The following is a 13,489-nucleotide window of genomic DNA, read 5'->3' on the forward strand; positions in this document are numbered from 1 at the left end:
ACCACGGGCCGCCGCCGGGGCGGCCCGATTCGTCAATCCTGCCCGCTCCACGACGAAGACCGGGCGTCCGGCTCGGAGGGGCCGACTCGATTAGACCACACTCGTCTCGGCGGAGCTTCGGAATCCTTTGTTGAAGTCGCTGATCGTCGACTGCAGCAGGGCCTCGATCTCGCTGGTCAGGTCCCCCTGGTCGCTGATCGACTGCAGCAAGCCCGGGTGCTTGTCGCGAACGAACTGCAGGAATTCCGATTCCCACCGCTGGACCTCGCTGACCGGGATTTTGTCCAAGTAGCCGCGGGTACCGGCGTAGATGCTGATCACCTGCTCGGCGACCGGCAGCGGCTGGTACTGGGGCTGCTTGAGCAATTCGACCATGCGGTAACCGCGGTCGAGCTGGCGCTGGGTGTCCGGGTCGAGGTCGGTGCCGAGTTGGGCAAACGCTTCGAGGGCCCGGAAGGCGGCCAAGTCGAGTCGCAACCCGCCGGCAACTTTCTTCATCGCCTTGATCTGAGCCGCCCCACCGACGCGGGAGACCGAGATCCCGGCGTTCATCGCGGGGCGAATCCCAGAGAAGAACAAGTCGGGCTGGAGATAGATCTGACCGTCGGTGATCGAGATCACGTTGGTGGGGATGTAAGCTGAAACTTCCCCTTCGAGCGTCTCGATGATCGGCAGGCTGGTCAGCGAGCCGCCGCCGAGTTCGTCCGACAGTTTGGCCGAACGCTCGAGCAGCCGGCTGTGGCAGTAGAACACGTCCCCCGGGTAGGCCTCGCGACCCGGCGGGCGACGCATCAGAAGACTCATCTGGCGGTAGGCCACCGCCTGCTTGGACAAGTCATCGTAGACGATCAAGGCGTGCCCGCCGTTGAACATGAAGTGCTCGGCCATCGCCGTTCCGGCGTAGGGAGCGACGTACTGCAGCGGAGCGGGGCTGCTCGCTCCGGCGGCGATGACGGTGGTGTACTCCATCGCCCCGTTGCGTTCGAGCACGTCGACGACCGCGGCGACCGCCGAGTCCTTCTGGCCGATGGCGACGTAAAAGCACTTCACGCCGGTGTGTTTCTGGTTCAGGATCGCATCGATCGCGATCGCCGTCTTCCCGGTCTTGCGGTCACCGATGATCAGCTCGCGCTGTCCGCGTCCGATCGGCGTCATCGCGTCGACCGCTTTGATCCCGGTCTGCATCGGCTCCTTGACCGGCTGCCGCTCGGCCACGCCGGCGGCGATGATCTCGACCGGGCGGCTGAGGTCGGTCTGCAGCGGACCTTTGCCGTCGATCGGATTGCCGAGCGGGTCGAGCACGCGGCCGACGACTGCGTCGCCGACTGGAACGCTCAGCAGCGCCCCGGTCGCCCGGACCTCGTCCCCTTCCTCGATCGTCAGGTAGTCGCCGAGGATGATCACGCCGACGCTGTTTTCCTCGAGGTTGAACGCCAACCCGATCGCGCCGTTGGGGAACTCGACCATTTCACCGGCCATGACGCCGGACAAGCCGTAGACGCGAGCGATCCCGTCACCGACTTCCAGCACGGTGCCGACTTCGCGGACGTCGATCTTATTCTCGAAATGCTCGATCTCGGCTTGCAGAACCGATGCGATTTCGTCGGAGTTGAATTTCATCCGTCGTACTTCCTCAGATGGCCACCGTTCGCTCGATTGAAACCGTTTCCCATGCTGGGATCAGCGGTGCGACCAAGCCGGTTATGGATGAGTTGAAAGTTGTAAGGTTGTTCAGCCGGCGGTCCCGACGGCGAACCGATCCGCATTCTCGAGCATCTGGCGGGCAAACGTCTGTCGAGTCTTGCGAGCCATGCGTGAGAGCCGATTCGAAACGCTCGAATCGAACACGGTGTCGCCGATGCGAACGACCAGCCCACCGATCAACTGCGGGTCGACCGTTTCGCGGAGCACGATCTCCTGCCCCATCGTCTCGGCCAGCCGCGCGCGAACCGCCTGCCGCAATTCCTCCGACAACGGGACCGCCGAGCGGACTTCCGCGACCAACCGCCCGGCCCGCTCGTCGCGAATCGCGACCGCCGACGCGGCGATTTGCTTGAGGTAGCCGAGCCGTTCGCGGCGAGCGACGATCTTGAGGAAATGGAGCAGCGTCGGATGGACCTGCGAAGCGAACAGCCGATCGAGGATCCGCTGCTTCTCTTCGGGGTCGACCCGGGGCGAGGCGAACGCCGCGGCCAAGGTCGGGTGCTGGTCGAGGACGTCGCTGACCAGCGACTCGAACTGGTCGACGATCGCGTCGGCCGCGCCACTCTTCTGAGCCGCCGCGAGCAAGGCCTCGGCGTAGACGCGACCGAGATGCTCGGCCCCGGTGTCAAACACCGTTTCGTGTCGGACTTGTTCGTCCACGTGCTAAACTCTGCGGAGATGTGACTGGGGAAAAGTAACCGCCAACAGCGCTCAGTTCCGGCTGGGGATGCGTTCGAGCGATTGGCGGATCAGCTCGGCGTGGTCGCTCGGATTGAGCTCCCGGCCAACCACCTGACGCGCCAGGGCGATCGCCAATTCCGACGTCTGGTCGGCCAGTTCGGTGATCGCCACCGTCTTGGCCGCTTCGATGTCGGCCACCGCCCGCTGCCGCTGGCGGTCGGCATCTCCCTTGGCTTCCTCGACGATCCGGGCGCCGGTCCGTTCGGCGTCGCGACGCGCTTCGGCCAACATCTCCTGCACCTTCACCTGAGCCTCGTCCAGCTGGGTCTGGTACTGGGCGAGCAGCTGCTTGGCTTCCCGGTTGGCCCGCTCGGCGTCCTGCAGATCGGTGTGAATCTTGTTCTCACGCGCCTGCAGGCCGGCGAGGATCTGGGGCCAGACGAACTTGCCCAAGATGGCCAACACGACCAAGAAGATCAGCAGGTTCCAAACCGCCGAGCCGAAATCGATGTTCAGCAGCGGCGGGGCCTCGGCATGCGCGGCATGCTCATCGTGCGCGAGATGCTCGTCATGCACCTCGACGTCGACGGCCTCGGCAGGCACTTCCCCGGGGGTCGCTTGGGCCGAACAGACCGCCGGCGAGATCACAACCGCCAGCACCATCAGCAGCGACGCCAGGAGGCGGCGAAGGGTGATGCAAGAAAACGGAGTTCGAAAGTCCATCGGCTTTACCAACCGCCCAAAGGAGAAGAGGAGACAGATTAAAGGATGTAGGCCAGAATCAGACCGATCACCGTCACACCTTCGATCAGAGCGGCGGCGATCAGCATGTTCGTGCCGATCCGGCCAGCCGCTTCGGGCTGACGAGCGATCGCGTCGACGGCGCTGCCCCCGATGCGGCCGATGCCCCAGCCCGCGCCGAGGATGATCAGGCCCATGCCCAGACCAACGCCGAACTTGTAAAAGGTCTCGTCCACCTGGGCCAACATCAAAGCAAATTCCAACATCTTCTCGATGCTCCTAACTCGTAACCAAAGATGGTCCGTAAACGGGGGCGGAAAGGTAAGAAATCAGATCTAGCGGGATAGCTTAAGCCGGCGGAGTGGCCAGCGAAGCCGGGTGCGTCAGTTTGTCAACATCCATCTGCGATTCGTCGCTCATCGCTTCATGCGGTTCGTGCTCATGCTCGTGGACCGCACCGGAGGAAATGAACAGAACCGTCAAGAAGGTAAAGATGAATGCCTGCAGTAAGCAGATGAAAAGCTCGAGCAACATCAGCAACGTGCCGCCGAGAACGACCGCGACACCCGTTCCGTAGCCGAGCACATCGCTCACGCTCGCAGCTGAGAAAATGAGCATGACGAACGCGGCGATCACCAAGTGCCCCGCCATCATGGTTCCAAATAAACGCATTGCCAAGACGGTGCATTTGATAATTAGACCCATCCATTCGAGCACGAATAGCATCGCGCCGATCGGGATCATGATAAAACGATCCGCACCGGTGTGGGTCCAGCCCACCGGGTTGAAGTGGCCCAGAAACGGGCCGATCCCCGACTCGCGGACGCCGATCACCACAATTGCAATGAACGATGCGATCGCCAGCACAATATTCAGTGCCAGGTTGCTCGTGGCCGTGCCGCCCCAGTGCGAAAAATGCACGTCGCCGGTGACCAGTTGTAAGATATACCCGATGGGCAATAAGCCCATCAGATTGGCAAACAGGATGAAAAAGAAAATCGTCCAGATATAGGGAATGTATTTATCGGTTAGATGCCCCAGGTTGGGCCGGGCCACTTCGTCGCGGACGAACACCGCCATCGTCTCGAATAGCTGCGTGAAGCGGCCTCGTCGCTCGGGGACCAGGTCCCCGTGAGCCGCCGGGCGGAGTTTGCGAGCGAGCCACCAGAACACCAAGATCGTGAGGACGCCGGCGACCGCCGTCATCATCATGTGGTTGGTGAAGTAAAAGCTGTAATGCCCGTCGCGGATGCCGAGCAGCGGGATGTCGGTCCCCTCGCCGCCGACCGGAATCCGGAAGAGCGGTTCCGCGTGCAGCGCGTGGGGGAGGACGTGGTCGACCGGGTTTGCCGCGCCGAAAATCATAGTGGGTCCTAGCATGTCGTCCGCTCCGAGCGTGTCAGCCGCTCCGAACAAGTGAGGCGTTCGGGACCGGGGCGTACAGAAAGGGGGAGTGCTTCAGAAAGGAACCGATTGACCACGACCAAGTCGGTGATCAGAAACGCCATGTACCAGAGAACGATCGGCATCGCCACCGAGTCGCGCTCGAGCCAGCCGGCGGCCAGGGCGGCGATCAGCAGGCAGAGCGTCGTCCCTCCTCGGATCGCGATCGTTGCGAGCAACCCGAGGGGCAGCCCAGCCGGCGGGCCGCTGGCGAAGCCGCCGATCGGCAGCAGCGAGGCGAGTGTCGCCGCGTAGCAAATCGCGCCGACCGCCAGGAAGCTGCGTGCGCCAGCCTCGGCCGCGGCGCTCTCCGCAGTCAGCAGCCCCACCGCTCCGGCCGCGGTGCCGAGCAGCCACACGCCGGTCGGCCAGCGGAGCAGGCTCCCGCCGCCGGTGCGGTAGCCGCTGGCGGACGCTGGCGGCGTCGCGGTCGTCTCGGTCGGTGGGGTCATTGGTTGAGTTTTTTTGCAAGCCGAAACAGGTTGCCCATGCCAATGGCAAAGCCGATCAAGCCGCCGAGGAGGAGTCCCCAGGGGCGGGTCGGATTCAGGTAGCGGTCGATCCCGTGCCCGATCAGGGCGAGGACGAGTACGGCTCCGGCCAATTCGATCCCCGCTCCGGCGAAACGCATCCGGTTGGGGCGATTGGCGGGTTCAGTCACGGCCAGGCTCGCGGGGTGCCGGGAAGCGGGGATGCCGAAAAACCGGAGGTGCCGAAGGGCTGGCCGTGAACAAACGTGTGCGGTCGGGGGAAAGCCAGGGCGGCCGCCCGAACCCATGTCGCCGCGCCGCAAGCCCAATCGGTGCCTGCTGGGGGGATGGCTTCGGCTGTGGTCGCGGTAGGCTAAAACGCCAGGATGCGAGTGTCAACTACTTGGGGTCGATCCCCGGCAGCGGTCTCGTTCGCTTCCCTTCGCCCCTGAAGATACCCGCAATCGGCCCGTCACGGAGATCCTGCGACCTGATGCCGCAGAGACAAAGGGGCAATCGCCGCGTAGGCGGCGCGGTCGCAGCGAACGGTTGGGATGGGCAGTTTGGGTAAAATGTGGCAGCGAGGATCGCCGGGGCCGCCTGTGTCATCTTTGGTCACTAAACGGCCGGAAAGGCCGTTTAGTGGTGGATGAGCCGCCGTTGCGGTCTCTCCCCCCGCTAAAAAAGGGGCCTCGCTACTAGGAAAAATGGCGGCTCTCTGTCATACTAACGGGCCGTCAGGAGGATTTCCGCCGATGCTTTCGCTGCTTGAATGTCCACCGGCCGTGGATCCGAGTTGCAGGGAAGTCGGGCGGGGAAGAAGAAGGAGTGCCGGAGCGCGTCAGCCCCTGCTGCCGCCCATCGTTAGAGCTTTCGTACGATTCGAAAGGTGTCCACTTGATTACAACTGCCGACCTGAAGACTCAGACGCGCCGGGACCTTGCGGAGACAGCTCGCGACCATGGGGTCGCGGGATGGCACTCCATGCGGAAGGACGAGTTGATCGAAGCGCTGCGGAAAATTCAGCGGCGGAGCCGGCGAAAAGCTGAAGCAGGCGAGGCAGCGGGCGGCGGCAAAACCGTGCGAGCTGGAAAAGCGGAGGCGGGTAAGTCAGAGGCGGGCAAGTCAGAGGCTGGGAAGCGGACCACTTCTGCCGGCCGCAAAGCCGGACAAGCGAAATCGGCACCCTCGAAAACGACCCCGGGGAAAACGACTTCGGGGAAAACGAGTCAATCGAAGGCGTTGCAGCCGAGCGGTAAGGGAACCGCCGCAACGCGCTCCAGTGGATCCAAGTCCGAGGCGAATCGGTCGCGGGCCGGCAAACCTCAGGTTGGCAAATCGCAAGTGGGCAAAGCGCGGGCTGGCAAAGCCGTCGCCGCCAAAGCCGCCAGTGGCAAAGCGGCCGCGAGCAAGTCGGGGGGAACTGGGAAAGCGGCTGCCCGCACTGCCGAGCGTCCGGCGACGGCTCCCCGCGTCGTCCGCGCCCTTCGCAAGCAGCAAGCGGCGGCCGATCATCGCAAAGATCTTTCGGCCAGCGTGCTCGTCGGTGGTGTCGCTGCGAAGAAAGCCAGCGGTCAGGGGCAGTCGCGTCCCAATAAGGACCGGATCGTGTTGATCGTCCGCGACTCGTACTGGCTGCAGGCCTCCTGGGAGATCACCCGAGCTTCGGTCGAGCGGGCCCGCGCGGCGATGGGAGCCCACTGGCACACGGCTCAGCCCGTGCTGCGGCTCCTCGAAGTGGCTCACGGGGCGTCGGCCAATGCCGCCGAGCAAGTGATCCGCGACATTCCGATCCACGGCGGGGTCAGTAACTGGTATATCGATGTTGAGAATCCGCCGAGCCGCTTTCGCGTGCTGATCGGCTACAAAGCGACCACCGGCAAGGTCTACACGCTCTGCCGCAGCAACGTCGTCCAGACTCCCGCCCCGGGAGCCTGCGATCCGATCGATGGGCACTGGCAAGACATCGCCGAGGATTACGAGCGGATTTACGCCCTGAGCGACAATGAGAACGGAACCGGCTCGGGCGATCTCCGCGAGATGTTTGAGGAGCGGTTGCGGCGGCCGATGTCCGATCCGCTCAATGACAACTACGGTGCGGGGGCCGATCTCGCACTGCACCGCGAGCGGGAACTTCCCTTCCATGTCGATGCGGAGTTGATCGTCTACGGTTCGACCACTCCAGGAGCGACCGTGACGCTGGCCGGCGAGCCGGTGCGGCTCCGCTCCGACGGGACATTCACCGTCCGCATGGAGTTGCCCGACCGTCGCCAGGTGCTGCCGGTCGTGGCTTGCTCCCGCGATGGACTCCGTCAGCGCACCACGGTGGTCGCCGTCGAGCGGAACACCAAGGTGATGGAGCCGGTCTCCCGCAATCAGATGGATTAGGGGGGGCCGCCCGTCAGCCGCCGGACGCTAGCCCCCGGTTCCCCAAAAGCGCCGAGGCAACCGGACGCTAGCCCGGATTATTCATCAGCCGCCGGGCGCTAGCCCCCGGTTCTCGAAAACGCCGTGAGAACCGGACGCTAGCGCGTGGCGGCTGATTGAGTACGTCAGGCGCAAGAGGCTTGACGTCAATAAAAAACCGCTCGGAAAAATCCCGAGCGGTTACGTTGGGTCTGGAATGCTAGGGCCGGCGGCGGCTGCGGATTACTCGCGGGGGCGGATGGCGCCGGTCAGGCCGGAGTAATCGACGCGGTCGGCGGTGTGCCACAGCGGGGCACCCAGCTCGACGCGGCGGCGGAGCACTTCAATCTTCTCAGGCGACCCGGCCGGAGCGTCGGTCGCATCGAAGCCGTCCTTGTCCTGCGGAACGAAGTCCTCGTCGTGGCCATAGCGGAGGATGGCTTCGAAAACGTTCTTGCAGACGTCCATCTATAGGGTCCTTTCGGTAAGACAATTGTCGATCGCGGCTGATAGACAGGAGAGTCGGAAGCGTAATTAGGTTCAGTTCCGACAGAGAGGCCGCAGTCCAGTAACTTGAATGGTCCGCCCGCGAATGCAGGCGAACGCTGTGAAAGCCCGCGAAGCAGCAGGCGTGACGCGCGTTGTTCTTCCGCCAACACCAATGATTATTCATGGGGATCGGCGGGGGTCAAGAAAATTGCCTGCGAGGCAACCACCGAACCCTTTCCGGCAAGTCTTGCGGATGGGTCGGGTAAGCGGTAAGGATCGGCAAAAGTCTGCCGCGGTGGCGAGGCGGTGCGGCGGCGAGACGCGCCTTCGGGAGCGAGGGAGCGTCGGGCAACTCGCCATTGGGAAAGCTGTAGCGGGATCGAAAGTTCCCTTGTGCAGCAGTCAAGGGGCCTCTGCCGGCGGCTCCTTCTCCCTTCTGGGGTCGTTCAGTGACAGCATGTCGCTGGGGAATTTGGGATCATACGCTCCCGCCGAAAGAAGGGCCAAGAATTTTTCAAGTTTTTTCGGAAGAAACTGACAATTTGATTGGAAAGTTACATTCATGTGGATTCAGCACACCATTGAGCTGCCCCCGTTCCGCCGTGGATTCCATCTGATCACCGACCGCATCCGCGAAGCGGTTCCCGAGCTCGGCCGGTGCCGGGTGGGCATCCTGCATCTGTTCATCCAGCACACCAGTGCCTCGCTGACGATCAATGAAAATGCCGACGCGGACGTCCGCACCGATTTCGAAACGGCAATGAATCACGCCGTTCCCGAGACGCTCCCCTACGTCCATACGCTCGAAGGGCCCGACGATATGCCGGCGCACGTGAAGAGTTCGATGATGGGCAGTAGCGTCAGTGTGCCGATCGGCGACGGCAGGCTGCTCGTCGGAACCTGGCAGGGCATTTACCTGGGCGAGCATCGCAACCAGGGAGGCCGGCGAAAGCTCGTCGCCACGCTCTGGGGAGAATCAGCCGCCCCTCGCTAGCGTCCGGTTTTCAAACCTTATTATTTCACCCTCCCGGGGGGAGGGTGAAGACGGGGCGTGAAACTGGTGGAGAGACCAATGCCCGAGGGGAAGGTGCCGCCGGGCTCAACTCGCTTACTTGCCCTTGCGGGTCGGCGGTTTGCGGCGTTTCGACGGGGGGACGATCGCTTTGGGCTCTTCGCCTGGCATCCCGGCGGCGGTGCGGAGGCGATCGGCGAGCGACGGGCGGCCATTGTCGTTCGTCACCGAACTCTGGGTAACCGTTCCGTCGACGGTTGCCGGAAACGCTCCCTGCGGCGCCGCGGGAATCGTCTTCTTGACCATCTTCCGCTCGACAATTCCCCACAGGCTGCTGGTGATGAAGTAGATGCACAAGCCGCTGGGGACGCGGAAGAAGAACAGACCCATCATCATCGTCATGATCGTCATGACTTTCTGGGTCATCGCGGTCTGTTCGTCGGTCGCTGGCGGCATGAACATCTTTTGCTGGGCCAGGAACAGCGCGACGACGACGATCGGGAGGATGTTGAAGTACGGGCCGAGCCAGCCGGTCCCCCGCCCCGACAGGTAGTCCCACAACCAGTCGCCCCAGTAATACAGCATGTCGGGGCCGGCCAGATTGCTGCACCACTGCAGGGCCGGATGGAGGGCCGCTTGGCGAAGTTCGATATCGACGCTCAGGGCCCGGTAGAGACCGATGAAGATCGGCAGCTGGACGAACATTGGCAGGCAGCCGCTGAGCGGGTTGAAGCCAACTCGCTGCTGCAGTTCACGCTGGGCCTTGAGCCGTTTCTCGAAGTCATCCTTGTACTTCTCCGAGATCTTCTTCAGCTCGGGAGCCAATTCCTGCATCTTTTGGGCGTGAATGGCCGCGCGGCGACCGAGCGGGAACATGCAGCCGCGGACCAGCAAGGTCAGCAGGATGATCGCCAAAGCGTAGTTGCCGGCGATCGCGTAAAATCCGTGCAGCAGCCAAGAAAGCGGAGCTGCAATCCAGCCAAACCAGCCGTACTCGAGCGTTTCACCCATCCCGTAGGCGGCCAGCAGATCGGGCTGTTTGGGGCCAGCGAAGAGGCGAATCGACTGTTTGAGCGATTCGCCCGGGGCGACTTCGGCGGTCTGGCTGTCGAGGTAGAACGAGATGTTCGTGGCCCGCTCCTGATGGGCCGGGATCCGCTCGGCATCGGCGACGACGATTCCCGCACCGCGGACGAATTGATCGGTAATGGCCTCGCCCTCCGGGGGGACGTAGGCGGTGATGAAGTACTGGGCGTCGACACCCATGTACCGCAGCTGACGGCTGCCTTCGGGGCCGTCGGGCGTGAAGACCACTTCGACCGGGCTTTCGGGGGTGTCCTTGGCCCGCTCGAGCAGGTTGTAGGCGCTCAGCAATTCGTGGTTTTCGGCAACCGTGTTGTAGACCATGTCCCGGGCTGCGGCGCCGCTGAAGTTGGGGCTGATCTTGGTCGAGTACCACCACCCTTCGAGGGTGACGCCGTTGGGACCTTCGAGCCGATAGCCGAGTTGCTGGTTCTCCTCGGCATGGTTGATGACCTCCATCTCCATGTCGATCGCGTAGGAACCGGGAGCCAGCGAGTAGCGCCGGACCAGTTCCACCGCTCCGCTCCCCCCGACTTCCCGGACAGCCGCGGCGGCCAACGGCAAGCGAAACTCATAACCGGTCCCGTCGCCGATCCGCTGCAGATCCCAGACGGTGCTGTGCTGCGACGTGAGCCCTGAAATTTCGGATTGCCCCGTGCGAATGCTCTTCCGCCCGACCTGCGTGAGGGTCATCAGGCACGAGGCCCGGCTGAGATTGCCGCGGATCTGCTCGGCGCCAGCCGTGTCGGCGAGCCGCACCAAATCGAGCGGATGCTCGCTGAGGGTCGCTTGGAACCGCAGTGGAGTGGGAGCGGGCGGTTCAGCGGCGTCTGCGGCCGACTCGGCGTCTTCAGCGTCATCAGCCGGGGCGGCTGCGGGCCGCAGGACTTCCACGACCAACTCGTCGCCGGGATCGGTCTTTTCCAGCACTTCGGCCAGATCGAGGGCGGTCGTGATCGGCCGCTCGTTGGCCGCGACGATCAGGTCGCCCGGCCGCAGGCCCGCCGGGGCGTTGTCGAGCGACGGGGCGAGGGCAGCCGGGGTTCCGGGGCCGACGACCCGGACGAGCGCTCCATCAGCCGTCAGCGAGGGGGCAAGGGCGAGGTAGCCGAGGTAGCCGCTGCGGACGTCGACCCGCCGATACTTGAGCCGCCCGTTCTCTTTGCGTTCGGTCAGCTCGATGCGGTCGATGCTCCCGCCGCGGGAGTCGAACGTGACCAGCATGTTGTAGCCGCTCGCCGGATCCATCGACCCGAGCGTAACCCACTCGGCTTTCGGCCGGCGGACCGGCTCGGGCGTTTCGTCGAGCGCCGCGACGTCGTCCTCATCGGTGCCAGCGGTGACGGCGTCGGCCTCCGCGGCCCGTTCCGCTTCCTCTTGTTCGGCCACCGCCGGCGGCTCTGGCTGTCTGGGCGGGGGGCCAAACAGCACGTTCAGCGCGAGATAGACGGTGATGAAAACAGCGGAAGCTAATAGGAAAGTAGGAAAACGACGTTCCACGGTTGGATCGGCTGGGGCAAGACGGAAGGACTGAAAAAGGATGAACGGTCCGCAGCGATCGACAACCGTCCCCGAGCTGTATTCTGGCGGTGCGGGCCCATATTGGGAACCCGAATGTCCGGCGGCCGAGGTTCAGAACTTCCAGCGAAACTCGGCTCGCATCCCGTACAGATCACGGTCTCGCTCGCGCCATCCGTACATCGCATCGAGTCGCACCAGCGTGCGGTGCGAGAGCGGGAACTGATACCGCGTTCCCAGCCCGTACTGGTCGCCCGCGGCCAGCCGTCCGGCGGACGAGCCGTAGGCGTTCAAGTAGGCCGCTTCGACGACGATCTGGCGGTCGAGCGACGCGCCGAGCAGGTTCAGCCCCACCGCCCCGCCCCACGTGTTGTTGGCCGAATCGTCGAGCGTCGGATAGCCGTTGAGCCCGTCGGTTTCATAGAGAATCCCCACGTTTCGCAGGATGCCTCCGGACAACGCCGCTCGGGCGACCGACTGCGGCCGGCCCCAACCGTAAAATAAGTTCGCATACGGGACGACCGTGAGCGGGGCGGCGGTGATCAGGCTGTTCTCCAGAATCAACAATCCGCCGTCGGCGGTGCGATCCTCCTCAGCCCGCGATTGCCCGGTGTTGACGATCACTCGCACGCTGTTGTTGATCCGGTCGAAGTACCGTCGCGTGAAAGCCGCTGTCGCGTTGTGATAGCTCCGTCCCAACTCGTGCCGGTCGTGAACATACGCCCAGCCAGTCTCGATGTGCCCCCCGTAGGCGTCGATAAACCAAGCGGTCCCAAAAGCCTGAGCCGCGTGTTCGTCGCTGCCGAAGGCGGGGCTGTTGATCTGATCGAAAACCGCAAACGCCGTGGCGTCAAAGTTCGACCAGTTGAGCAGCCGGCTGTGCCGCGCCGGCAGGGCGACCGAAACACCCGTGACCGCATCCTCCATCCAGATCCCGTTCTGATACAGCAGCGGCACCAAGCCGGCGGCGATCGGCAGCTCGAACTCGGCCGGAGTCCCCGAGAAACCGCCCAGGATCGAACCGAGATCCCCTTCGAAAAAGCCGGTCACCAAGTTGGGATTGAACACCGTTTCCAGATCGGCACGCCCATCGACGAGACGCAGCTGCGTGAACTGCACGCCGTCGTTGAGCGGCCCCACGAACGCGTGCACCCGCTCGGTCGCCGTCCACTGCCAATCGAGGTCGAGATTCAGCCGGTGGGCCCAGTTGTCAAAGCGATCGACCGCGTTGCGACCAGTCCCAATCCCGGTGCGGTAATCGCCGTACACGTAGAACGACGGGTGGAGCAGATTCGTCTCGCCGAAAAACGTCCCTCCCGGCGGCAGCATCCCGTCACCATAAAACGGCTTGAACCACTCGACCCACGGACGCTCGGTCGGCACCGGATAGCGGTGGTCGTAGGCCGAAGCAGGATCGGACGCGGCCAGGCTGCCGGAGCCGAGCACCGGCGGCTGGGAAAAACCGAGCGGCGGAGCGAAGGCATGCGGCGGCGGAGCGAAGGCATGCGGCGGTGGAGCGAAGGCGTGCGGCGGTGCAGCCAAGGCGTGCGGCGGTTGAGCGAAGGCGTGCGGCGGTAGTGCAACCGCGTGCGGCTGAGGGGCGTGCAGCTGGGCGACCGTCGCCGATTCCGCAGTCGCAGGGGCGGCTGGCTCAGCAGGGGCTGCCGATTCGGTGCTTGGGCGAGGCAAACGCCGCGGACGAAGCTGCTCGGCAGCGCTCGAGGATGCCAGGAGTGCCGCCATCGCCCCGACGGCTGCCAGGTTGTGGAGCACGGTTCCCCAGGCCCCGAGTCCGCGGCCAGGGTTGGGCTCGCGGCCCAGGCTGGCGCGTGCGCAGCGGCCGCGGCAAGCCACGGTCGAAACGGGGCCATTCAGCTGGCGGGGACCGTTCGGCTGGCGAGGGCCATTCGGCTGGCGGGGAAAAGCGGAGCTCATGGGCACA

12 protein-coding genes are annotated in these 13,489 nt (G+C 64.2%); 2 read left to right on the top strand and 10 right to left on the bottom strand.

Annotated features, from left to right (window positions below):
- Nucleotides 1-90: 90 nt before the first annotated feature.
- The 7 genes from atpA to GNK13_RS08065 all read right to left on the bottom strand — a co-directional run bounded on the left by atpA (nt 91) and on the right by GNK13_RS08065 (nt 5,230).
- Nucleotides 91-1,620, bottom strand: a complete 1,530-nt coding sequence (atpA, locus tag GNK13_RS08035) for a F0F1 ATP synthase subunit alpha (protein ID WP_164101994.1) — start codon at nt 1,618-1,620, stop codon at nt 91-93.
- A 111-nt stretch (nt 1,621-1,731) separates the two neighbouring features.
- Nucleotides 1,732-2,364, bottom strand: coding sequence for an ATP synthase F1 subunit delta (gene atpH / locus GNK13_RS08040; RefSeq protein WP_164101995.1), 633 nt, complete (start codon nt 2,362-2,364; stop codon nt 1,732-1,734).
- A 51-nt stretch (nt 2,365-2,415) separates the two neighbouring features.
- Entirely contained in the window at nt 2,416-3,108 is a 693-nt protein-coding gene (atpF, locus tag GNK13_RS08045) for a F0F1 ATP synthase subunit B (RefSeq protein ID WP_235934932.1), read from the bottom strand.
- A 38-nt stretch (nt 3,109-3,146) separates the two neighbouring features.
- Entirely contained in the window at nt 3,147-3,392 is a 246-nt protein-coding gene (gene atpE, locus GNK13_RS08050; RefSeq protein WP_164101996.1) for an ATP synthase F0 subunit C, read from the bottom strand.
- Nucleotides 3,393-3,474: 82 nt separating this feature from the next.
- Nucleotides 3,475-4,506 (bottom strand): F0F1 ATP synthase subunit A, encoded by a 1,032-nt coding sequence (gene atpB, locus GNK13_RS08055; protein WP_235934934.1) that lies wholly within the window; start codon nt 4,504-4,506, stop codon nt 3,475-3,477.
- A complete protein-coding gene (locus tag GNK13_RS08060) occupies nt 4,500-5,021 on the bottom strand; it encodes a hypothetical protein (protein ID WP_164101997.1) in 522 nt (173 codons plus the stop codon). Before GNK13_RS08060 ends, atpB begins: the two co-directional genes overlap by 7 nt.
- Nucleotides 5,018-5,230 (bottom strand): AtpZ/AtpI family protein, encoded by a 213-nt coding sequence (locus GNK13_RS08065; RefSeq protein ID WP_164101998.1) that lies wholly within the window; start codon nt 5,228-5,230, stop codon nt 5,018-5,020. Before GNK13_RS08065 ends, GNK13_RS08060 begins: the two co-directional genes overlap by 4 nt.
- Nucleotides 5,231-5,867: 637 nt before the next feature.
- On the opposite strand from GNK13_RS08065, the gene GNK13_RS08070 reads away from it, so the two are divergent.
- Entirely contained in the window at nt 5,868-7,427 is a 1,560-nt protein-coding gene (locus GNK13_RS08070) for a DUF4912 domain-containing protein (protein WP_449241300.1), read from the top strand.
- A 261-nt stretch (nt 7,428-7,688) separates the two neighbouring features.
- Here the strand turns inward: GNK13_RS08070 and GNK13_RS08075 are convergent, their stop codons facing one another.
- Nucleotides 7,689-7,913, bottom strand: a complete 225-nt coding sequence (locus GNK13_RS08075; RefSeq protein ID WP_164102000.1) for a hypothetical protein — start codon at nt 7,911-7,913, stop codon at nt 7,689-7,691.
- Between the two features lie 583 nt (nt 7,914-8,496).
- On the opposite strand from GNK13_RS08075, the gene GNK13_RS08080 reads away from it, so the two are divergent.
- Nucleotides 8,497-8,928 carry a secondary thiamine-phosphate synthase enzyme YjbQ gene (locus GNK13_RS08080; RefSeq protein ID WP_164102001.1) on the top strand — a complete coding sequence of 144 codons (432 nt, stop codon included), beginning with the start codon at nt 8,497-8,499 and terminating at the stop codon, nt 8,926-8,928.
- 114 nt (nt 8,929-9,042) lie between these two features.
- Here GNK13_RS08080 and yidC read toward each other — a convergent pair whose 3' ends face one another.
- Together yidC and GNK13_RS08090 are read right to left on the bottom strand one after the other, a co-directional pair.
- On the bottom strand, nt 9,043-11,418 hold the full coding sequence (yidC, locus tag GNK13_RS08085) for a membrane protein insertase YidC (RefSeq protein WP_235934936.1): 2,376 nt from the start codon (nt 11,416-11,418) through the stop codon (nt 9,043-9,045).
- 243 nt (nt 11,419-11,661) lie between these two features.
- Nucleotides 11,662-13,482, bottom strand: coding sequence for a hypothetical protein (locus tag GNK13_RS08090; protein ID WP_235934938.1), 1,821 nt, complete (start codon nt 13,480-13,482; stop codon nt 11,662-11,664).
- Between the last annotated feature and the right edge of the window lie 7 nt (nt 13,483-13,489).

The organism is Candidatus Laterigemmans baculatus (genome assembly GCF_010367455.1).
In the GTDB taxonomy this organism is placed as follows: Bacteria; Planctomycetota; Planctomycetia; order Pirellulales; family Pirellulaceae; genus Laterigemmans; species Laterigemmans baculatus.